Genomic DNA, 21,015 nt, shown 5'->3' with positions numbered 1-21,015 from the left:
CCCCATGGCGCTGCACAAAGGTTCCGAGAAGCACGAGGCGCGGACGGTGTCGGTCAACCCGTTCTTCGGGGAGGCCAACCCGGTCGGCGGCATGACCGAGGCACCGCCCAAGCACCGGCTCGCGGACACCCCGCTGCCCCCGTCCACGGCGTACCAGCTGGTCCACGACGAGCTGCTGCTGGACGGCAACTCCCGGCTGAACCTGGCCACCTTCGTCACCACCTGGATGGAGCCGCAGGCCGGGGTGCTGATGGCGGAGTGCCGGGACAAGAACATGATCGACAAGGACGAGTACCCGCGCACCGCCGAACTGGAGCGGCGCTGTGTGGCGATGCTCGCCGACCTGTGGAACGCGCCGGACCCGTCGGCCGCCGTGGGCTGTTCGACGACCGGGTCGAGCGAGGCGTGCATGCTCGCCGGGATGGCGCTGAAGCGGCGCTGGGCGAAGCGGAACGCCGACCGGTACCCGGGGGCGCGCCCCAATCTGGTCATGGGTATCAACGTCCAGGTGTGCTGGGAGAAGTTCTGCAACTTCTGGGAGGTGGAGGCCCGGATGGTCCCGATGGAGGGCGACCGCTTCCACCTCGACCCGCAGGCCGCCGTCGCGCTGTGCGACGAGAACACCATCGGGGTGGTCGGCATCCTCGGCTCGACCTTCGACGGCTCCTACGAGCCGATCGCCGACCTGTGCGCGGCCCTGGACGGCCTCCAGGAGGTCACCGGTCTGGACGTCCCGGTGCACGTGGACGGGGCCTCTGGCGCCATGGTCGCGCCGTTCCTCGACGAGGACCTGCTGTGGGACTTCCGCCTTCCGCGCGTGGCCTCGATCAACACGTCGGGGCACAAGTACGGGCTGGTCTACCCGGGCGTCGGCTGGGCGCTGTGGCGGGACAAGGAGGCCCTGCCCGAGGAGCTGGTCTTCCGGGTCAACTACCTCGGCGGAGACATGCCGACCTTCGCCCTGAACTTCTCCCGGCCCGGCGCCCAGGTGGTGGCGCAGTACTACACGTTCCTGCGGCTGGGCCGGGAGGGCTTCCGGGCGGTGCAGCAGTCCACGCGGGACGTGGCGACCTCGCTCGCCGGGAAGATCGAGGCCCTCGGCGACTTCCGCCTGCTCTCGCGCGGGGACCAACTTCCCGTGTTCGCGCTGACCATGGCCCAGGACGTCACGTCGTACGACGTCTTCGACGTCTCCCGGCGGCTGCGTGAGCACGGCTGGCTGGTGCCCGCCTACACCTTCCCGGCCAACCGGGAGGACCTGTCCGTGCTGCGGGTCGTGTGCCGCAACGGCTTCTCGCACGACCTGGCCGACCTGTTCGTGGCCGACCTGACCCGGCTGCTGCCCGAGCTGCGCCGGCAGCAGCACCCGCTGACCCGGGACAAGAAGGCGGCCACCGGATTCCACCACTAGGGCCTGTCCTCGGCCAGGGTCAGGGTTTCCGTCCGCGGCGCCCCGTCCCGGCCGGGCGCCGTCAGCGGTCGTCCTCCGGGTGCCGCTCCCCCGTCGCGTACGGGTTCTCCTGCCCCTCGGCGAGCACGCCGACGAAGGGCTCGCCCTCGCCCGCGAAGGTGTACGCGCCGGCCTCCAGGCGGGCGATCAGGCCCCGGGTCCAGTCCTCGTCGGAGTCGGCCGTGCGGATCCACAGGTGCATGATCTCGCCGATGTGGCCGAGCTGCCCGGGGCCGCCCTCGGGGACGTAGTGCTCGGTGACGGAGTCCCGCCAGCGCCCGATCCGGCGCAGCCGGTCCCGGAGCAGCTCCAGGACCTCGGCCCGGGGCAGCTCGACCAGGAAGCCGAGGGCCGCCGACTGGACGTCCGTCTTCTGGTCGTAGGAGACCAGGGACTCGCGCAGCAGCCGGAAGAACTCCTCCTCGCCGCTGTCCGTGATCTCGTACTCGGTACGCGGCGGCCCGCCCGCCGTGGACGGCGCGATCTCGTGCGCGCGCAGCAGCCCCTGCTTGGCCATCTGCTTCAGGGCGTGGTAGATCGAGCCCGGCTTGGCGTTGGACCACTCGTGCGCGCCCCAGTACTCCAGATCGCTCCGGACCTGGTAGCCGTGGGCCCGCCCGTGCTGGCGGACGGCACCGAGCACGAGAAGACGGATCGCTGACATGGGGTCCAGGTTAGGACCCCACGATCACCCCCAGGAGTCGCCCCGCTCCAGCGCCACCAGCTCGAACGCCGTCTTCCCGTCCAGCGACTCACGGAGGATGTCGGCGTGGCCGGCGTGCCGGGCCAGCTCCCGGATCAGGTGCAGTCCCAGCCAGCGCAGCGAGACACGGCCCTCCGGCGGGAACCAGGGGTCGGGTGGCAGCGGGAAGGTGTCGTCCAGGCTGGGCGCGGAGCGCAGGAGCTTCTCCGTCCCGGCGGCCACCTGCTCCCAGTACGCCAGCTGCGAGGCGACCGTCTCGTCACCGACCAGCTGGAAGGTCTCGTGCCAGTTGGACTCGTCGCGGTGGACCGCCGGCGGCTCCTGCCGGGCGCGGGCGGTCCAGCTCTGCTCCACCTCGGCGACGTGCTTGAGCAGGCCGCCCAGGGACAGCTCACCGGCGCTGGGACGGCTGCGGGCCTGCTCCTCGGTCAGCCCGAGCAGCGCCCGGCGGATCCCGCCGCGCTGCTCCTCGATGAACGCGAGCAGCGCACCCCGCTCGTCGCCCTTCGCCTCCGCCGGAACATGCGTGACCATGGCGTTCCGCCTTTCGTCTGGCTGTTCGCCGGGGCCGTTTCCCCGACATGAGAGACGCTACGGACCATTGAGGACAGCTGCTGTCCTCAATGGTCCGGGTGCGGGAAATCTCGATGGGAAAACCCCGATGGGAAACCTCGATGGGAAACCTCGATGGGAAACCTCATCGCCCCGGGCGCGGCGGAAAGGGGCGGGCAGGGCGCCTAGAAGGGGAACCCGCTGCGGCCGTGCTGCACCGAGATCCACTTGACCGTGGTGAACGCCTCCAGCGTCGTCTCGCCGTTGAGACGGCCGAGGCCGGAGTTCTTCTCGCCGCCGAAGGGCACGATCGGCTCGTCGTGGACGGTCCCGTCGTTCACGTGGAACATGCCGGTGTCGATCCGCTTGGCGAAGGCCACGCCCCGCTCGATGTCCCGCGTGTGCACGGCGCCACTGAGGCCGTACGGGGTGCCGTTGACGATCCGGACCGCCTCCTCCTCGCCGTCGAACGGGACCAGGAAGACGACCGGTCCGAAGACCTCCTGCCGGAGCAGCGCGGAGTCGGCGGGAACGCCGGTCAGCACACTGGGTCCGACCAGGTTGTCGGTCGTGGTGCCCCGCAGGAGGGCCGTGGCGCCCTCGGCGATGGCCTGCTCCACGGTGCCGGAGATCGCTCCCGCCTGCGCCGAGTTGATCACCGGGCCGATCACGGTCTGCGGGTCGCGCGGGTCGCCGACCTTGAGGGTCCGGACCTTGGCGACGAACTTCTCGGTGAACTCCTCGGCGACGGAAGCGTCCACGAGGACCCGGTTGGCGGCCATGCAGACCTGTCCCTGGTGCACGAACCGGCTGAAGACCGCCGCGTCCACCGCGTAGTCGACGTCGGCGTCGTCCAGCACCACCAGCGCGCTGTTGCCGCCCAGTTCGAGGACCGAGCGCTTGAAGTGCCTGGCGCACACGGTGGCGACGTGCCGGCCGATCTTGTCCGAGCCGGTGAAGGAGATGACCTTCGGGACGGGGTGCTCGATGAACGCGTCCCCTATCTCGGCGATGTCGGTGACGACGACGTTGAGCAGGCCGCCGGGCAGCCCGGCCTCCTCGAAGATCTTCGCGAGCAGGGTGCCGCCGACGACGGGAGTGTTCTGGTGCGGCTTGAGCACCACGGCGTTGCCGAGGGCGAGGGCCGGGGCGACCGACTTCAGGGACAGCAGGAAGGGGAAGTTGAAGGGGCTGATCACGCCCACGACGCCGACCGGTACCCGGTAGACGCGGTTCTCCTTGCCGTCGACCGGTGAGGGCAGGATCCTGCCCTCGGGGCGCAGCGCGAGATGGATCGACTCGCGCAGGAACTCCTTCGCCAGGTGCAGTTCGAAACCGGCCTTCACGCGCGTGCCGCCGAGCTCCGCGATGATCAGGTCGGCTATCTCCTGCTCATGCTCCTCTGTCCACCGCAGCGCCCGCTCGAGGACCGTGCGCCGGGTGTAGGGGTTGGTCTCGGCCCACGTCTTCTGGGCGCGGGCGGCGGCCCGGTACGCCTGGTCCACCTCGTCGACCGTGGCCACCGTGATCGAGGCCAGTTTCTCGTCGTCGTAGGGATTGAAGTCGATGACGTCCCAGGAGCCCGTGCCCGGGCGCCACTCGCCGTCGATGTACTGCCGGGCCAGGTCGGTGAAGTAGGACGCCATGTGATCCCTCAATCGCTAGCGGACGCCAGATCTACGCCAGGTCTGATCACACGTCATCGTAACTGTGAGGGAAGGGAGTTGAGCAGGGCGCCGGGTCAGGAGAGCTGCAGGAGACCGCGGAGCAGGTCCCGGCTCTCGTCCGGGCCGGGGCTGTCCTGCTGCAGCTCCTTCAGGGCCTGTTCGTACTGGGCGACGTCCTCGCGCTTGTCCAGGTAGAGGGCGCTGGTCAGCTGCTCCAGGTAGACCACGTCGGACAGGTCGGCGTCGGGGAAGCTGAGGATGGTGAAGGCACCGCTCTCGCCGGAGTGCCCGCCGAAGCTGAACGGCATGACCTGGAGCCGCACGTTCGGCCGCTCGGAGATGTCGATCAGGTGCTGGAGCTGGCCGCGCATCACCTCGCGGTCGCCGTAGGGGCGGCGCAGGGCGGCCTCGTCCAGGACGATGTGGAACTCGGGTGCGTTGGGGGAGAGCAGGTACTTCTGCCGCTCCAGGCGCAGGGCGACCCGGCGTTCGACGTCGGCGACGCTCGCGCCCTTCATACCGCGCCGGACCACCGCGCGGGCGTACTCCTCGGTCTGCAGCAGGCCGTGCACGAACTGCACCTCGTAGGCGCGGATCAGCGAGGCGGCGCCCTCCAGGCCCACGTAGGTGGGGAACCAGCTGGGCAGGACGTCGGTGTAACTGTGCCACCAGCCCGCCACGTTGGCCTCCCGGGCGAGGGAGAGCAGCGACTCGCGCTCCGCCTCGTCGTTGATGCCGTAGAGCGTCAGCAGGTCTTCCACGTCTCTGGTCTTGAAGCTCACCCGGCCCAGCTCCATCCGGCTGATCTTCGACTCGGAGGCGCGGATCGAGTAACCCGCCGCCTCGCGCGTGATGCCCCGCGCTTCCCGCAGTCGCCTGAGTTGCGAGCCGAGCAGCATCCGCCGCACCACCGATCCGGGCTCTCCCGCGCTCACGTTCGCCAGCCTCCCCTACCGTCTTCAGGGGCCGAAGTCTGCCACTAAAACACTTCGAGCAGTACTCGTCCGGTTACGGAAACGGAAAGAGCTCGGCCGTTTCTGCCCGGGTCCGGATCGGGAAGAGGTCCGGACCTCTGGCAGGTCCGGCATGAAGATGGCAGAAAAAATGGCCAAGAAGCGGTACGGGCAGTGTCATTTCGGTCTCGTGCACGTGCATCTGCCCTTGCATCTGCTCTGCCCATCCGAAACCATGGGTGCCGCGCCACCGCTGCATCGCAACGACCGCGAATTCCCGGGAGTGCCTCGCATGGGGACGAATGGATCGACCATGCTCAAGCCGTTACGGCAGGGCCTTCCGCCGCTGGATCCCGCCGCCGTGTCCGATGCCGCCTCCTGCGCCCTCCCCGCCCGTTACGAAGCCGTGCGCGAGGCCCGGCGCTTCACCCGGGACACCCTGGACAAGTGGGACGCCGGCGACCGCTTCGACGACATATGCCTGGTCGTCTCCGAACTCGTCACCAACGCCCTGCGCCACGCCGTGCCGTCCGACCCGCCGTGCCGTACCGACGAGCACCACCCGTCCGTACGGCTGCATCTGATGCGCTGGACCGAGCGGCTGGTGTGCGCGGTGCGCGACCCGAGCCACGAGACGCCCGTCCCGAGGGACTCGGACGACTTCTCCGCCGAGTCGGGCCGCGGCCTGTTCCTGGTCGACTCCTTCGCGGACAGCTGGGGCTGGCATCCGCTGGCCGGCACCCTCGACGGCAAGGTGGTCTGGGCGCTGTTCCGGCTCCGGACGGCCGGCTGATCCGGCACCTCACCGACGGACGCCCGGTATCTACGCGCGTACACCCGTCACGGTCGCCGCCGCCTGGACCATCGTGCGTACAGCCGTCGCCGGTGTCGCCACGCGGGCGCGCGCCAGGGTGGGCGGCACCGCCGGTGCGCTCGCCCGACATCGTTGCCACCGTCCGCGACGGCCGGCGCCGGCGGTCAGCTCGCGATCAGGTGGTCGAACTCGCCGTCCTTGACACCGAGCAGCATCGCCTCGATCTCCGCGCGCGTGTAGACGAGCGCCGGGCCGTCCGGGAAACGCGAGTTGCGTACGGCGACCTCACCGCCCGGCAGCCGCGCGAACTCCACGCAGGAGCCCTGCGAGTTGCTGTGCCTGCTCTTCTGCCAGGCCACTCCGTCCAGCTGCGTGGCAGCCATGCCGTTGTACACGTCGTACCCCCCGTACACGCTGTCAACGTCGCGGTCCACAGGTCGCTCCCCGGTGGTGGTGGCGCACTGGCTGGTGAGGCCATAGATGCTGTAGTCAACTGATCCGGATCATAGCTCTCTTCACGTGCAGGTGCAGGAGCAGATGCACGTGCACGAGGGGTGGTCCCGCGGTTACAGCTTTGACGTGTGCTTTACCCGGGCTGCTCCAGCACCTGCCCGCGAGCAGGCAGGACATGTCGCTGCCCGCCCCGGCCCACGATCCTGTGCGCCATCGCCCGAGCCGGACCGTCCGGGCCGAACCCCTCGTGCACTAGGAACAGACGCGTACCGTGCCCATCCTGTTCCAGGGTCCGGGTGACGGACCGGTCCGCGGGGTTGGCCGGATCGGCGTCCGTCCACCGGAGGGACAGCGTCCGCTCGGTGTCGTAGGCGAGCGCCCTCATCTCTACGACGCCGGAGAAGGCGGTGTGGGGACGCGGGGCGGAGGTCGTCCGGTACCGGTGGCCGACCGACGCGGATCGTGGGTGTCCGGCCGGTCCCCTCCCCGCGACCCGGGCAGTCGCTCTCCTGGTGTTGACCTTACTGCTGGTAGCTTGCGCTGCGGGCCGTCCGGCTCGGGCGGCCGGCCGCTACCTCTTGGGGGCTTCCGGTGACGTGTGCGACAGCGAGAGTACGGAGCGCGGCCCTGGCCGTGGGACTGGTGAGCGCGCTGGCGCTGACGGCGTGCGGCGGCGGCTCCGGGAGCGGCGCCCCGTCCGCGCCGAGCACGTCCACGGCACCGTCGGCGGACACCGTCTCCCCTTCCGCGACCGGCGCCGCCGCCGGGATCCAGGGCAGCTGGATCACCACCGCCGGCGGCAAGATCGTGGCCCTGGTGATCAGCGGGCAGCGGGCCGGGATCTTCATGACCGGCGGAACCATGTGCAACGGGACCGTGGGGGCCGCGAAGGGCACGCAGAAGATCCACCTGACCTGTGCGGGCGGTGCCAAGGACCGGACCACCGGCACGGTCGACTCGGTCGACGGCACGACGCTGAAGGTGACCTGGTCGGGCAGGACCGGCCAGGAGTCCTACACCAAGGCGGAGGGCGGGAAGCTGCCGTCGGGGCTGCCGAGACGGTGAAGGTGAAGCGGCGCGTACGACGCTGAAGGTGAAGCGGCGCGTACCGGGTGGCGGGGCGGGTGTCCCACGGGACGTGTGGGCGGCTGGTCCGGCGGGTTGTTCCGAGACGGCCGGCGGGCGGACGTCCCCCGGGGACCCGCGGAGCGATTGCTCCGAACGGTGGATCCGCGGGGGCGCGCGAGCGGGGTCCGGGTGCAGGCGCCATGATGCAAGGGCACCGTCACCACCAGGACAGGGACCCGCTCATGCGCGCCATTCCGCTCACCGTCACCGCCCTCGCCGCCGCCCTGCTGCTGACCGCCTGCGACGACGGTGGCGGCAAGAACGGGGACAGCGCCGACTCGGCCTGCAAGATCGGCGGGGTCTCCATGCAGATCGGGTCGGCGAGTGTGGCTCCGGCCGCCGGGGACAGCGGCGAGATCCCGGTGAGCATCACCAACCAGAGCGCCCCCTGCACCCTGGAGGACTTCCCGGCTGTCACGCTGAGCACCGGCGGCGCCGAGAAGCCCGTGCCCGTGCTCAAGGACGCGAAGGCCCAGAAGCTGAAGCTCGCCAAGGGCGACTCCGCGACCTTCTCCATCAGCTACGTGCGGGGCAAGGACGGTGACGCGAACGCCGTGGCGGCGAAGAGCGTGACGATCAGGCTGCCCGGAGCCGACGCCGGCCAGAGCTACCCCTGGAAGTACGGCCCGGTCGCCGGGAAGGCCGACGGGAGCGGACCGGACGCCTCCGTGAGCGCTTTCCAGCAGGTCGGCGACTGACACTCACTCCAGCCGCGGGCGGGCCCTGACCTGTGCCCGGTCCGCCGCGCGGGCGCCCTCGGTCCAGCCCGCCGCGTCGCTGACGCCGCGCAACCGGGTCGTGGTGGTCTCCGGGAACATGCGCTCCAGCCGGCCGGTGACGGCTGTCGCGCGCGTGGCCAGCACCGGCAGCAGGTCCTGGGTCACCTGGGTCTCGGCGGCAGCCGCGAGCCGGTCCCCGACGCGGTGGGCGTAGGCCGCGAGGAACGACTGCCGGAAGGTCTTGGTCCGCCTGCGCCCGCCGGCCCGCTGGGCGGCTTCCGCCTTGGCCATCGCGTGCGTGGCCTGTACCAGCAGCGAGGTGTGGAGCAGCTCGACCGCCTGGAGATCCGCCTCGAAGCCGACGACCGTGGAGAAGCCGAGCGGTTCGTTCCACACCGCGCGGCAGTGGTTCGCCGTGGCCACCGCGTCCAGCAGGACCGCCTTGGCCTGCTCGTACGGCGGCTCGACCCCGATGCGGCAGGCCCCGGGCGCGTCCGGCGCGGGTGCCCCGGCGGCGAGCAGCGCCTCGTCGACGCTGTGCCGGGCCATCAGCTCCTGCGCCTTGGCGCTGAGCGCCTCCGCCTCCTCCGGATAACCGGTCGCCTCGGCCTTGGCGAGCAGCGCGCGGATCCGGGCGAGCATGCGGGAGGCAGCCGGGCCGGGGGAACGGCGGGGTTCCTCCTCCAGGGGCTCCAGGGTGGGCAGGCGCAGCAACAGGCGGTACAGCTCCAGGACGGCCGTGGCGTGTGAGAAGCGGTCGGCGGTGCGCTCGGGGCCGGCGGGCAGCTCCGTCAGCTGGCCGGCCCAGCGGCGCCCGCGCGGGCGGTCCCGCCCGGCCTGGGCCCGGATCAGCGCGGCGGCGAGGCGCATGTGTTCGTCCGTCAGCTCGCGCCGCACCAGCCGTACGACGTCGGCGGGCTGCCAGCCGCGCCGCCAGGCCGTCGCCACGAAGTCCTCGCCGCGCCGCGCGAGTTCGGCGTCGGCGGCCGGGTCGGCGGCGAGCAGGGAGGCACCCGTGTCGAGGCCGGTGTCGGTGTCGTCGTAGAGGGCGGCCCGGAAGGCCCGCTCGACGGTGCTGGCGGTACTGGTCACACCGCCGATCGTGCCACGCACCACCGACAGTGGACGACGACCGTCCACAACCTGTGGACAGCGGACGCGTGCGGGCGGACCGGCGGGGACGGCGACGGAACACCATTGTCAACCATCAGTTGACACCCCGAGAGTGACAACCTACGGTTGACATCATGGTGAGCAACCCGAACATCACGGCATCTGTGCGCCTCGACGACCTCATCGAGGCCATCAAGAAGGTTCACCCCGAACCCCTCGACCAGCTCCAGGACGCGGTGATCGCCGCCGATCACCTCGGAGACGTCGCCGACCACCTGATCGGGCACTTCGTCGACCAGGCCCGCCGTTCGGGCGCGTCCTGGACCGACATCGGCCGCAGCATGGGCGTGACCCGGCAGGCGGCGCAGAAGCGGTTCGTACCCAAGGAGTCCGCCGACCTCGACCCCAGCCAGGGCTTCACCCGCTACACCCCGCGCGCGCGGAACGTGGTCATGGCCGCGCACAACGAGGCCGTGGCCGCCCGCAACGCCGAGGGCCGCCCCGAGCACCTGGTCCTCGGCCTGCTGGCCGAGCCCGAGGGCCTGGCCGCCAAGGCGATCACCGCGCAGGGCGTGCTCCTGGACGCCGTACGCCAGGCGGCGACCGCCGCGCTGCCGCCCGCCGCGGACGACGCCCCCGACCTGGTCCCCTACGGCCCCGAGGCCAAGAAGGTCCTGGAACTCACCTTCCGCGAGGCCCTGCGGCTCGGCCACAACCACATCGGCACCGAACACCTCCTGCTGGCCCTGCTGGAGCACGAGAACGGCCAGGGCGTCCTCAACGGCCTCGGCATCACCAAGCCGGTCACCGAGGAGCGGCTCGCCCGGATGCTGGCGCTGCTGCTGGAGGCGAAGCCCGACACGAGCGGCTCGCAGGAGTAGAACCGCAGGTCAGCCGGCTTGTCACCGCGGGGCAGCCGGATTGTCAGACCTCCCTGCCACACTCGCAGTCATGACCGACCGGTGGGCGCTCGCACCGGCCGAGGACGGAGGCGTGGACGTCGCCCCCCTCGGCCCGGACGGGCTGCCCGCCGGACCGGTGCGGCGGGAGAGCGATCCCGCCGGGGCGGTGCGGAGCCGCCCGGAGGTGACGCGTTGGGTGTGGCGGTCGACCGCCGAGGTCTATCCGCGCCTGCTCGCCACGGGGGTGCGAGTGGAGCGGTGTTACGACGTCGAGGACGCCGAGACACTCCTGCTGGGCCACGAGGGCCGGTACGGCGAGCCGCACTCGGCCGCCGCCGCCCTGGCCCGCCTCCGCGGCGGCCCCGTCCCGCCCGACCCGCCCCAGCGCGCGGCCGAACCGGGCGCCCAGTCCCCGCTCTTCGAGCCCGCCGGCATCCGTCTGCCCCTGCCCGACCTCCTCGCGGTCTACGCCGACCAGCTGCGGCGGCACGAGAAGACCGCCCACCCGGACCGGATGCGGCTGCTGACCGCCGCCGAGTCGGCCGGGATGCTGGTGGCCGCCGAGCTGAACCACACGGGGCTGCCCTGGAGCGCCGAGGTGCACCGCGAGCTGCTGCACACCCTGCTCGGCGAGCGGTACGCGGGCGGTGGCGAGCCGCGCCGCCTCGCCGAGCTGGCCGACGAGGTGTCCGCCGCCTTCGGCCGCCGGGTGCGCCCCGACCTGCCGGCCGACGTGGTCAAGGCCTTCGCGCAGGCCGGGATCAAGGTGAAGTCCACCCGGCGCTGGGAGCTACGGTCCGTCGACCACCCGGCCGTCGCACCCCTGCTGGAGTACAAGAAGCTGTACCGCATCTGGGTGGCGCACGGCTGGTCCTGGCTGCAGGACTGGGTGCGCGACGGCCGGTTCCGCCCCGAGTTCCTCGCCGGCGGCACGGTCACCGGGCGCTGGGTGACGAACGGCGGAGGGGGCCTGCAGATCCCCAAGGTGATCCGCCGGGCCGTGGTCGCCGACCCCGGCTGGCGGCTGGTGGTGGCCGACGCCGACCAGATGGAACCGCGCGTGCTGGCCGCGATCTCCCGCGACCCCGGCCTGATGGAGGTGGCCGGCCGCGAGAGCGACCTCTACCAGTCCGTCTCCGACCGCGCCTTCTCCGGCGACCGGGACCAGGCCAAACTCGCCGTACTCGGCGCGGTCTACGGCCAGACCTCCGGCGACGGCCTGAAGAACCTCGCCGCGCTCCGCCGCCGCTTCCCCAAGGCCGTCGCCTACGTCGACGAGGCGGCCCGCGCGGGCGAGGAGGGCCGGCTGGTGCGCACCTGGCTGGGCCGCACCTGCCCGCCGGCCGCCGGGACGGGCGAGGACGCGGCGGAGGAGGCCGGCATCCCGGTCGGCGAGGAGGAAGCCGACGGCCCGGCCGGCTGGGTCCCCGGGTACGCCTCCACGAACTCCCGCGCACGCGGCCGCTTCGCACGGAACTTCGTCGTGCAGGGTAGCGCCGCCGACTGGGCCCTGCTGCTGCTCGCCGCGCTGCGGCAGGCCTGCGCGGAGCTGAGGGCCGAGCTGGTCTTCTTCCAGCACGACGAGGTGATCGTGCACTGCCCCGCCGAGGAGGCCGACGCCGTCGTCCGGGCCATCCGCGAGTCCGCGGCCCTCGCCGGCCGGCTGACCTTCGGCGAGACACCGGTGCGGTTCCCGTTCACGACGGCGGTGGTGCGGTGCTATGCCGACGCCAAGTGAACTGTTGCGCAAGGCCCGCTCGGCCCTGTGCAAGCTCACGCGGTTCTGCCGGGAGCGCCGGTCAGCCCCCGAGAAGCTCGCGCAGCTCCGCCAGGACCGCCAGAACCGCCTGATCGTCCGTGCCGTCCAGCGCCGCCCGCGCCGCGCGCCAGGCGTCGTACGCCTCCGCCCGCCGCCCCTGCTCGCGCAGCAGGAACCCGTGCTGGTGCAGGGCCAGGCCGCCCATGTACCGGTCGGCGCGGTCGTCGGCCCGGCGCAGCAGCTCGGCACACTCGCCGGCCGCCCGCTCGTACTCCCCCAGCTGCCGCAGCGCCCGGACCAGGCCGAGCCGGGTCTGGGACTCGCCGTGCCAGTCGCCGTGGACGCCGAGGATGCGCAGGCTCTCCTCGAAGTGACGGGCGGCCGAGTCCGGTTCGCCGAGGGTGAGATGGGCGTAGCCGATGTTGCAGTGCGCCGAGTGCCGCACGATCACCGCGCCGATCGTGTCCCCGATCGCCAGCGAGCGCCGGTGCTGTTCGATGGCGGCGCGCGGATCGGTGTGCTCGTAGAGGTTGCCGAGGTGGCTGCGGGTGACGGCCTCGCCGTAGGGGTCGTTCAGCAACCGCGAGTAGGCGAGGCTCTGCCGCAGCGCCTCCCCCGACTCCTCGAACCGCCCGAGCCCCTCCAGCAGCAGCCCGCGGTTGTTCAGACAGCGCCGGATCCGGGAGGCCGTGCCCAGCCGCGCCCAGATCTCCAGGGCCCGGTCGGTGAGGGCGAGGGCGTCGTTCTGCCGGCCCGTCAGGAAGTGCAGGGCGGCGAGATCGCCCAGCGCGTACGCCTCGGCGGCCGGGTCCCCGAGCCGTCGCGCCACACCGAGCGCGGCCTGGCCCAGCACCTCCATCTCGGCCACCCGTCCGCTGCGCTGCACGAAGGGGAAGAGCAGCCGTGCGAGCACCGACAGGTGGGCGGCCGTGCGCGGATCGTCGGTGCCCGCGTTCCGCGCCACCAGGGCGACGACGTTCTCCAGCTCGACCTCGCCCCAGGCGAAGGCTTCCTCGGCCGACTCGAACGGCGCCAGCGCGGCCAGTTCCGCCGTGTGCCCGGACAGCTGCGCGGCGGTCGGCCGCCGCCGGTCGTCCTGATCGAGTCCGGGCTCCACGACCGCCGTCAACACGCGCTCGGCAACGGCGGCGTACCAGCGAAGGGCGATGAGGTCGGGGGTGCCGAGGGTCTCGGCAGCACGGGTGGTGCGGTGCGGCCCTACGGCGGGGGCGGGGGCGGGGGCGGCATCGGTGGCGTCTGTGGTGCCGGTGGGGTCTGTGGGGTCTGTGGTGGTGCTGCCACTGGTGCCACTGGTGCCGGTGGGGGCCGGACCGGCCGTGCCGCGTGTGCCGCCCGAGCCGACTGTGCCGTCCGTGCCGCCGCGCGCCTCGGTGGCGTTCGCGGGTGCGGACGGGGCGGCGGTCCGTGGGTCGGTGGCGTCCGCCAGTTCGCGGGCGAAGTCGCGGACCAGGTCGTGGGGTGCGTAGCGGCCGTACGCCGTCTCCTCCAGCAGGGCGACATCGACCAGGCGGTCCAGCGCGGCCTCGGCCCGCCGCTCGTCGGTGCCGGTGAGGCGGGCGATCAGCGGGGCGCCGTAGGTCGGCAGGTCGAGCGCGCCGATGCGGCGCAGGGCGCGGGCAGCGTCCCGGTCGGCCTCGCGCTCGGCGGCGGCCAGCGCGTCGTGGGCCACGGCCAGGGAGCGGCGCACGCTCAGGTCGTCGTACTCCAGATGGCGCAACCGTCCTCCGGTGTCGGCCAGTTGACCGGCCAGCACGTCCGGGGTGAGGGCCCGGCGGGCGGCGAGCCGCGCGGCGACCACGCGCAGCGCCAACGGGAGCCGGCCGGTCAGCTCGACCAGGGCGTGGGTGGCGTCCAGTCCCGGGCGTCCGCTCACCGCGCGGAGCAGGGCCGCGCTGTCCTCGCCGGTCAGCGGCGAGAGCGGGAAGCGGCGGGCGCCGTCGAGCGCGGTGAGCGGCGAGCGGCTGGTGACGATCACCGCGCAGCCGGGCCCGGCCGGCAGCAGGGGCCGTACATGGGCCGCGTTCGCGGCGTCGTCCAGCACCAGCAGGGTGCGGGCGGGCGCGAGCAACGACCGGAACAGCGCGGCCGCCGCATCGGGGTGTTCGGGGATGTTCCGCGGGTCCACGCCGAGGTCGCGCAGTAGCGCGGTGAGCGCCTGCGTGATGGTGAGCGGGGTCATGCCCGGGGTCGCACCGTGCAGGTTGACGTAGAGCTGACCGTCAGTGAAACGTTCCCTCAGCTCATGGGCGACGTGCAGGGCCAGAGCGCTCTTGCCTACGCCGGCCATTCCGCTGATCACCGCGACGGCGGGGGCCGGGGCGCACGGCTCGGTCAACGCCCGTCCCAGCTCGCGGCACACGTCGTCCCGCCCGGTGAAATGGGCGGGCGGTGCCGGCAGCTGAGCCGGACGCGGGGTCTGCCGCGCGGCCGGTACGGCGCCGTCCCGCGGGGTGTCGGGGGTGTCGGGGGACCCCGGAGACCCGGGAGACCCGGGGGTCGCAGCAGAGGGCTCCTGGGCGACAGGGAACGCGGAGGAGCCGGGGGACACGGGGGACCTGGAGCCCGCCGGAATCTGCGGGTCCGCCGGAGCCGTGGGGTTCGTGGGGTTCGTGGCCGTGTCGGTGGGCACCACGCCTTCCGGCTGCGGGTGTCCCGGCCGGCCGGCCGGCTGCCGGTCGCCGTACGCCCCCTGCCGCCACTGACCCCCGCCGCTCCCCCGCAGTACCTCGACGTGCGCCTCGCGGACCGCCGCGCCGGGTTCGATGCCGAGTTCCTCCACCAGGCGGCTGCGCAGGTCACGGTGGACGGCGAGGGCCTCGGCCTGGCGCCCGGTGCGGTGCAGGGCGAGCATCAGCTGACGGTGGTACGCCTCGCGCAGCGGATGCTCGGCGACCAGGGCCGCGAGTTCGGGGACGAGGGCGGCCAAGCGGGCGCCCCCGAGGGAGAGTTCGGCGTCGTAGCGCCACTCCAGCAGAAACAGCCGGGCCTGCTCCAGGCGCTGCACGAGGGCGTAACCGCCGATGTCGGCGGGCAGCCCACTGAGCGGGGTGCCGCGCCACAGCGACAGCGCGGCGGTGCAGGACCGCACCACGCCCGCCCAGTCCCGCCGGGCGTGCGCGGCCCGTGCCCCGGCGACCCGGGCGTCGAAGACGTGCACGTCCAACTCACCGTGGTCGACCCGCAGCACATAGCCGGGCGGTACGGCCCTGAGCCGCTCGGGGTCGTCCAGGAGGCGGCGCAGCCGGGTGACGTGGTTGTGCAGGGAGGCCTGCGCGGAGACGGGCGGCGCGCCGCCCCACAGGGCGTCCTTCAGCGACTCGACCGACACGACCCTGCCGGGCTCCAGCAGCAGCGCGGCGAGCAGGGCGCGGACCTTGGGACTGCCGATGGCCCGGACGTGGTTGTCGGGGTTGCCTGGATTGAGGGGGTCGGCGGGGTCAACGGGGCTGGCGGGGTTGCCGTCGGCCCTCCCGGCGGGGCTGCCGGGAGAGGCATCGCCGTAGGCCCCGGAGGACCCGGAGGACCCGGAGGGGGTGTCGTAGGAGATCCCGTAAGGCGGTCGGTCGTAGAGGACCGGCGGCCCCAGCAGTCCGAAGCGCAGCTCGCACCGGCGCATCACGCCGCTCCACAGCCTTTCCGGGCGGTCGGGGCCGCCCGTGCTCCGCGGCGGGCGTGCGCCCGCCGTTGTCTGGCGGAATCCCGCCCTGTCCACAACGGTTTCCCGCCACCTTCTGTCTGCCGGTACGGCACCGGAATCCGCCCCTCCAACGGGCCGTTGCCGTTACCTCCGGACGACTTCCAGCCAACCGGTTCGCGGCCCACCGACGAACCGTTGGCCACATGTTAGCGATCCGTTGGCGAATCCTGATGTGATCATTCCATCGGATCTGGCTCGACGGCGCGCGCGTATGTCGCGTAACTCGGGGGAGTGTCGCCGTAGGCCGGATCCGGGGACGACAAGGGCCCCGGCCGTCGGAGGTGAACGACCGGGGCCCCCGTCCCGTTTCCGCGTGCCGGCCACTCGCCCGGCGCCCTCGCCGCGCCCGGCCGCGAACCGCTTACCCGGACCCTGAGCGCCCCTGGCCGCATCCCGCCGCCGGAGTTCGGCTCACCCCGCGCTCCGCGACCGCCGGCCCCGCTCGCCGGCCCCGCTCGCCCGCTCAGATCACCGGTGGACGCCCCAGCCGGGTGAGCCGCCACACCGTCCGCCAGCGCATCGGGCGCCGTTCACCGGCCGGCTCCCGCAGCCCCTCCGCGAACCCGCCGAACCACGCCTTGAGCCCCGCCAGGGAGCGGGTGCGGGCGAGGGTGAGGAGCGTCCACACCCCGAGGTGCACCGGGACGAGCGGCAGGGGCAGCCGGCGCCGGACGAGCCAGACGCGGTTGCGGGCGTTGACCCGGTAGTAGATGGCGTGCCGGGCAGGTGAGGTCCGGGGGTGCCGGAGGAGCAGCTCGGGGGCGTAGAGGATCTTCCAGCCGGCGTCGACGGCCCGCCAGGCGAGGTCGGTCTCCTCGTGGGCGAAGAAGAACTCGGCGGGCCAGTCCCCGGTCTCCGCCAGCATCGCCGTCCGAAGGGCGTGCCCGCCACCGAGGAACCCGGTGACGTAACCGCCGCGCAGCGGGTCGGACTTGCCCACCCTGGGCACGTGCCGCTGCTGGGTGTCGCCGTGCTCGTCGGCGATGCGGAAGCCGACGATGCCGAGGCGCGGGTCGGCGGCGTACAGGTCGCGTACCCGGCGCAGCACGTCGGGATCGACGAGCAGGCCGTCGTCGTCCAGCTCCACGACGACGTCCACGTCCCCGAAGTCACGCAGCCGGGAGAGGGCGACATTCCGGCCGCCGGGACAGCCGAGGTTCTCCTCGACGTCGATGGTCGTGACCTCGCCGGGCAGGGAGAGCCGCCGGCCGAACTCGGGCAGCCGGCAGCCGTTGCCGACGATCACGATGCGCGCCGGGGCGAGGTCCTGCTTGGCCACGGACTCCAACAGGGCGTCGACCTCGGCGGGCCGGTTGCCCATCGTCACCACGGCGACGGCGATCCTCGGCTCCACCACGTCCCTCACCCCATCCGGCCGAGTGGCGGCAACGCTCCCTGACCGCGCACTGCCCACCGTTCACCAAGATGTTGCCTCAGGTCCGCTGGTTCCTCTGACGCCCATTCACTTTGCCGGGTCTTTAATCCGGTTTTATGTCCACGTTTCCCGGTCCCGCTCCGACGGACGCTTCAGCCCCCTGCCGGCTGGGACCCGGAGCCGGCCCCCCGAGACCGGAAACGCCCCTCCACGCGACCCGAACGAGCCGCCCGCCGGACCCGTGAGGGCGCCGCCCGGCCCACGCCCGGCACCGGACCGAGAGAACGCCGAAACCCCAGGTCGAATCGCCTCCGACCTGGGGTTCCCTCGTCCTGCCGAGTTACGAGGCGCCGTCCTCCGAAGGAGCCTGCCGCCGGCGCGCGTCCCGCACCGCGGTGTAGGCCCGGAGGGTGACGTCGATCAGCAGGGCCAAGGCCGTGATGGCGTCGGTCAGGGCACTCATACTTTCCACGGTCGTCGTTCCGTCCTCTCTTCGCACCTGCCAAGGCGGTCGCTGCGATCGCCGTGTGACCAATTGGCGTCGATCGGGCGTCGGGAACCCAGCGGGGTGGAAAAGTGGGGACCGGTGGGGACGGCGCGAGACGGGCGTGGACGGACCGGCGTGCACGAGGAGGGGGGGGTGGCGAAGCATGACGGAGGAGTCTCAGGTCGGTCTGCCGCCAGTGGCGGAGTTCGCGGCATGGCTCGTCGAGCTGAAGGTCCGCAGCGGTGATCCCACCCTGGACCAGCTGTCGCGGCTGACCGGCCGGGTACCGCGCGGGCACCCGGTGCCGAAGTCGACGTTGGGTAAGGCGTTCCAGGGCCGGAGCCTCCCGTCACTCGATGTGGCGGTGTCGGTCGCCCAGGCTTGCGTTCTGTACGCGGGTGGAACCACCGAGGCCATGTCCGCCACCCGCGAGGCGTGCGCGGACCGCTGGATACGGGCGAAGTCCTCCGAGCAGGTGGCGAAGATTCGCCGTAAGCCACCGGAGAAGCCGTTGGAGGAGTCCGATCTCGCGGCGATCCGGCAGAGCTCCGAGGCCGAGGAGGCGTTTCTCGCCAAGTACTACCGCTGCATGACGGCATCGCTGGACCGGATGGAACTCTTCGGTGTCACCCTGCGCCAGCAGGACTTCAGCTACCGGATGAGTACCTCGTACATCAGCCTCAACGCGGTGCGGCACGTCTCGACGCCTCCGTACCAGGCTCAGACACCGGCACCGGCCTCGTACGCGGCCGGTGACAGCGGGCCCCTGCGGGTGGAGTACGCCATCGCTCGCTCCCGGCGGGTTCTGATCCGGGGAGACGCGGGGTCGGGCAAGACGACCTTGTTGAAGTGGATCGCCGTAGGTGCCATGCACAGCACGCTGCCGGCCCCCATGGAGATGTGGAACCGGGCTGTGCCGTTCTTCGTCCCGCTGCGGCATTTCGCCAGGGAACTGCCCACGCCGGAGCAGTTCCTGGACTACGCGGCCCGGACCCTGGCCGCGGCCGCGCCGCCGGACTTCGTGCGGAACGCCCTCGACTCCGGTCACGCCATTCTGTTGATCGACGGCGTGGACGAGCTGCCCAGCGGGCGCCGGGGGGAAGTCCGGGACTGGCTTCGCGAACTCACGCACAGCTACGAGAAGTGCCGCTATGTGATCACGTCCCGGCAGGCCGCCATCGGCAGCGGGTGGCTTGCCGATACGGGCTTCCTGTCTCTGGAGCTCACTCCGATGAGCCTCTCCGACCAGAACCTTTTCATCTCGCACTGGCACTCCACCATGCAGTCGGCCGTGGGTGACGAGCAGGAACGGGACCGGCTGCGCGAACACGAGAAAGCCCTCGTGCGGAGCATGGCCGAACGCCGTGAGTTACGCCGGCTCGGAAGCAACCCCCTTCTGTGCGCCCTGCTCTGCGCTCTGCACTGGGACCGGGAGATGCACCTGCCCAACGACCGGCTGAAGCTTTTCGAGGCAGCCCTGGAGATGTTGCTGGTACGACGCGATCAGCAACGGAACATCGCCGGGGACGCCGTCCGCCTCAGCACCGGGGTCCAGGAGCTGATCCTCAGGAAGCTCGCCTACTGGATGATCCGCAACGACCTCACCGAGGTCTCCCTGGAGCAGATGTCGGAGCGGGTGGGGAGCTATCTGGGGGAGACCCTGGACGACACGCTCGACCCAGCCGCCGTGGCTCAGCACCTTCTCGTCCGTACCGGGCTGCTGCGCGCCCCTGCTGTCGGCCGCGTCGACTTCGTGCACCGTACGTTCCAGGAGTATCTGGCCGCGGACCAACTGCTCAACGACGACGACCTCAACTTCCTGATCAAGCACGCACACGAGGACCAGTGGCAGGACGTCGTCGTCATGACCTCCGGGCGGGCGCGCGACTCGGAACGCAACCATCTCGTCAAGGCCCTGCTGAAGCGAGCCCGCAGGGACAGGGCGCATCGCGTGCGGTTGATCGTGCTCGCCGTCGACTGCGCGGGCAACGCACCCTCGCTCGCTGCCGACCTGCGACGGGAGACGCAGACGCGGGCACAGGAACTGATCCCGCCCCAGGACAGGAAGCAGGCGGAGGCGCTTGCCTGTCTGGGCGAGGTGGCACTGGATCAGATGCCCATGCCGACGTCCGGGCTGGGGACACACGAGGTGGAAGCGATCCTGCACACCTGCCGGCTCGTCGGCGGCGTGGCCGCCTTACGGCTTCTGGCGCAGTACGCCAGACATTTCGATCAAGCCATCGAGCGCCAACTGATCGAAATGTGGCCCGACTTCGATCGCGGCGAGTACGCACGCGTCGTACTGTCCGCCCTGTCCGAGATCAGCTGGCTCGCCGTGGACGCGGAACTGTTTCCGTACCTGTCGTGCCTCACCAACCTCGTCCGGCTTCGGATCGACGGTCCGGTGCCGACCTACGGGCCGGTCGAGCAGCTGGAGAGCCTGCGCGAGCTGACGCTGATGGATCCCGCACCCGGACTGAGCGGGCTACGGCCTCCTGCGACGCTGCGGGCCCTCTCCATCACCGGCCGCGTCGAACGTCGCTCATTCCAGCAACTCGTCCTGCCCTTCGTCGAAACGCTGCACGCGGAGGTCCGGTGCCAGAACACCCCCCTCACCTCATGGCAGCTGCTGGGGGAAATGCCCGAGGAGACCCGCCGGTCCATCACCGCGGTGACGACGGACAGCCCCATATCCGGAATCCAGGCGGTATCCCTGCATACGAAGTTTCCCGCGCTCCAGGTACTTTCAGCCCGAGCGGACTACGCAACCGGAATCGATCAGATCGCGTCCCTCCTGAAGAACCTGAAGGCGCGGACAGGGATCACCACGCTCCGCCTTGCGGTCGCCGACGCCGAGAACCTGGGCAGTCAGGTCGCGGAATCCCTCTTCCTCCATTGGCAGACCACCACCGGCATCGATGCTCACGGCAGGTTCGAGGTCACGTTCACCAGGCGCCAGTGACCGTGACAGCCGTGCCGGTCGGACGGCCGGCCGCCATGACCGAGGTGCTCGTACCCCGTGGGACCGTACGCGGAAGGCCGAGGCCGTCACAGGTGCCGGTGCCGGTGCCGGGCAAATGGTCCTTGCGGGACTGAGACTGCGACTGAGACCAGGGCGGATCCCTCGTGTCGAGCCGGGATAGTCCACCGTCGGTCAGCCCAGCTCCACCAGACGCGCCCATCGGCACACCTCCACAGCTATCGACAGGTTCGCCGGCCGTC

At 71.8% G+C, this 21,015-nt stretch carries 15 protein-coding genes and 1 pseudogene; 7 read left to right on the top strand and 9 right to left on the bottom strand.

The genetic code is table 11. The features are described from left to right. Window positions 1-4: 4 nt before the first annotated feature. A complete protein-coding gene (locus AB0B40_RS23790) occupies window positions 5-1,411 on the top strand; it encodes a glutamate decarboxylase (RefSeq protein WP_345053440.1) in 1,407 nt (468 codons plus the stop codon). Window positions 1,412-1,472: 61 nt separating this feature from the next. Here the strand turns inward: AB0B40_RS23790 and AB0B40_RS23785 are convergent, their stop codons facing one another. The 4 genes from AB0B40_RS23785 to AB0B40_RS23770 all read right to left on the bottom strand — a co-directional run bounded on the left by AB0B40_RS23785 (window position 1,473) and on the right by AB0B40_RS23770 (window position 5,271). Next, window positions 1,473-2,114: a PadR family transcriptional regulator gene (locus AB0B40_RS23785; protein WP_362265442.1), complete on the bottom strand. Its 642-nt coding sequence runs from the start codon at window positions 2,112-2,114 to the stop codon at window positions 1,473-1,475. A 24-nt stretch (window positions 2,115-2,138) separates the two neighbouring features. After that, the gene (locus tag AB0B40_RS23780) at window positions 2,139-2,687 is read right to left on the bottom strand and encodes a DinB family protein (protein ID WP_362265440.1); all 549 of its coding nucleotides are present in this window, start codon (window positions 2,685-2,687) and stop codon (window positions 2,139-2,141) included. Between the two features lie 203 nt (window positions 2,688-2,890). Beyond that, entirely contained in the window at window positions 2,891-4,351 is a 1,461-nt protein-coding gene (locus tag AB0B40_RS23775; protein ID WP_362265438.1) for an aldehyde dehydrogenase family protein, read from the bottom strand. 95 nt (window positions 4,352-4,446) lie between these two features. Next, window positions 4,447-5,271 carry a helix-turn-helix transcriptional regulator gene (locus AB0B40_RS23770; RefSeq protein ID WP_345053578.1) on the bottom strand — a complete coding sequence of 275 codons (825 nt, stop codon included), beginning with the start codon at window positions 5,269-5,271 and terminating at the stop codon, window positions 4,447-4,449. A 346-nt stretch (window positions 5,272-5,617) separates the two neighbouring features. Between AB0B40_RS23770 and AB0B40_RS23765 the strand changes: the two genes are divergently transcribed. Then, a complete protein-coding gene (locus AB0B40_RS23765) occupies window positions 5,618-6,118 on the top strand; it encodes an ATP-binding protein (RefSeq protein ID WP_362265436.1) in 501 nt (166 codons plus the stop codon). 185 nt (window positions 6,119-6,303) lie between these two features. On the opposite strand, the gene AB0B40_RS23760 is transcribed toward AB0B40_RS23765, so the two are convergent. Together AB0B40_RS23760 and AB0B40_RS23755 are read right to left on the bottom strand one after the other, a co-directional pair. Further along, window positions 6,304-6,522, bottom strand: a complete 219-nt coding sequence (locus AB0B40_RS23760; protein ID WP_048910258.1) for a DUF397 domain-containing protein — start codon at window positions 6,520-6,522, stop codon at window positions 6,304-6,306. A gap of 203 nt (window positions 6,523-6,725) precedes the next feature. Continuing rightward, window positions 6,726-7,034, bottom strand: a pseudogene (locus AB0B40_RS23755) (SRPBCC domain-containing protein); the annotation flags it as partial. 191 nt (window positions 7,035-7,225) lie between these two features. On the opposite strand from AB0B40_RS23755, the gene AB0B40_RS23750 reads away from it, so the two are divergent. Continuing rightward, the gene (locus AB0B40_RS23750; RefSeq protein WP_345053427.1) at window positions 7,226-7,657 is read left to right on the top strand and encodes a hypothetical protein; all 432 of its coding nucleotides are present in this window, start codon (window positions 7,226-7,228) and stop codon (window positions 7,655-7,657) included. A 245-nt stretch (window positions 7,658-7,902) separates the two neighbouring features. Beyond that, the gene (locus AB0B40_RS23745) at window positions 7,903-8,418 is read left to right on the top strand and encodes a DUF4232 domain-containing protein (protein WP_345053424.1); all 516 of its coding nucleotides are present in this window, start codon (window positions 7,903-7,905) and stop codon (window positions 8,416-8,418) included. 3 nt (window positions 8,419-8,421) lie between these two features. On the opposite strand, the gene AB0B40_RS23740 is transcribed toward AB0B40_RS23745, so the two are convergent. After that, on the bottom strand, window positions 8,422-9,531 hold the full coding sequence (locus AB0B40_RS23740; protein WP_362265434.1) for a DUF2786 domain-containing protein: 1,110 nt from the start codon (window positions 9,529-9,531) through the stop codon (window positions 8,422-8,424). A 155-nt stretch (window positions 9,532-9,686) separates the two neighbouring features. Here AB0B40_RS23740 and AB0B40_RS23735 point away from each other — a divergent pair, with 155 nt between their 5' ends. After that, a complete protein-coding gene (locus AB0B40_RS23735; RefSeq protein ID WP_345053418.1) occupies window positions 9,687-10,433 on the top strand; it encodes a Clp protease N-terminal domain-containing protein in 747 nt (248 codons plus the stop codon). 70 nt (window positions 10,434-10,503) lie between these two features. Then, window positions 10,504-12,192, top strand: a complete 1,689-nt coding sequence (locus AB0B40_RS23730; RefSeq protein ID WP_362265432.1) for a bifunctional 3'-5' exonuclease/DNA polymerase — start codon at window positions 10,504-10,506, stop codon at window positions 12,190-12,192. Between the two features lie 61 nt (window positions 12,193-12,253). Here the strand turns inward: AB0B40_RS23730 and AB0B40_RS23725 are convergent, their stop codons facing one another. Further along, window positions 12,254-15,850: a BTAD domain-containing putative transcriptional regulator gene (locus tag AB0B40_RS23725; protein WP_362265430.1), complete on the bottom strand. Its 3,597-nt coding sequence runs from the start codon at window positions 15,848-15,850 to the stop codon at window positions 12,254-12,256. 544 nt (window positions 15,851-16,394) lie between these two features. Beyond that, window positions 16,395-17,288 (bottom strand): glycosyltransferase, encoded by an 894-nt coding sequence (locus AB0B40_RS23720; RefSeq protein WP_345053410.1) that lies wholly within the window; start codon window positions 17,286-17,288, stop codon window positions 16,395-16,397. A gap of 428 nt (window positions 17,289-17,716) precedes the next feature. Here AB0B40_RS23720 and AB0B40_RS23715 point away from each other — a divergent pair, with 428 nt between their 5' ends. Continuing rightward, window positions 17,717-20,755 carry an NACHT domain-containing protein gene (locus AB0B40_RS23715; protein WP_362265428.1) on the top strand — a complete coding sequence of 1,013 codons (3,039 nt, stop codon included), beginning with the start codon at window positions 17,717-17,719 and terminating at the stop codon, window positions 20,753-20,755. The last annotated feature ends 260 nt before the right edge of the window (window positions 20,756-21,015 follow it).

The organism is Streptomyces sp. NPDC042638 (genome assembly GCF_040647235.1).
GTDB classification, from domain to species: Bacteria; Actinomycetota; Actinomycetes; order Streptomycetales; family Streptomycetaceae; genus Streptomyces; species Streptomyces rameus.
The sequence above is the reverse complement of the archived record's forward strand: the minus strand, read 5'-3'. Positions and strand labels throughout refer to the sequence as shown.

What these genes read in the sequence shown, in the direction of transcription:
- AB0B40_RS23790 (WP_345053440.1), top strand. Translation starts at nt 5, where the DNA reads ATGGCGCTGCACAAAGGTTCCGAGAAGCACGAGGCGCGGACGGTGTCG.
- AB0B40_RS23785 (WP_362265442.1), bottom strand. Translation starts at nt 2,114, where the DNA reads ATGTCAGCGATCCGTCTTCTCGTGCTCGGTGCCGTCCGCCAGCACGGG.
- AB0B40_RS23780 (WP_362265440.1), bottom strand. Translation starts at nt 2,687, where the DNA reads ATGGTCACGCATGTTCCGGCGGAGGCGAAGGGCGACGAGCGGGGTGCG.
- AB0B40_RS23775 (WP_362265438.1), bottom strand. Translation starts at nt 4,351, where the DNA reads ATGGCGTCCTACTTCACCGACCTGGCCCGGCAGTACATCGACGGCGAG.
- AB0B40_RS23770 (WP_345053578.1), bottom strand. Translation starts at nt 5,271, where the DNA reads ATGCTGCTCGGCTCGCAACTCAGGCGACTGCGGGAAGCGCGGGGCATC.
- AB0B40_RS23765 (WP_362265436.1), top strand. Translation starts at nt 5,618, where the DNA reads ATGGGGACGAATGGATCGACCATGCTCAAGCCGTTACGGCAGGGCCTT.
- AB0B40_RS23760 (WP_048910258.1), bottom strand. Translation starts at nt 6,522, where the DNA reads ATGGCTGCCACGCAGCTGGACGGAGTGGCCTGGCAGAAGAGCAGGCAC.
- AB0B40_RS23745 (WP_345053424.1), top strand. Translation starts at nt 7,903, where the DNA reads ATGCGCGCCATTCCGCTCACCGTCACCGCCCTCGCCGCCGCCCTGCTG.
- AB0B40_RS23735 (WP_345053418.1), top strand. Translation starts at nt 9,687, where the DNA reads ATGGTGAGCAACCCGAACATCACGGCATCTGTGCGCCTCGACGACCTC.
- AB0B40_RS23730 (WP_362265432.1), top strand. Translation starts at nt 10,504, where the DNA reads ATGACCGACCGGTGGGCGCTCGCACCGGCCGAGGACGGAGGCGTGGAC.
- AB0B40_RS23725 (WP_362265430.1), bottom strand. Translation starts at nt 15,850, where the DNA reads ATGCGCCGGTGCGAGCTGCGCTTCGGACTGCTGGGGCCGCCGGTCCTC.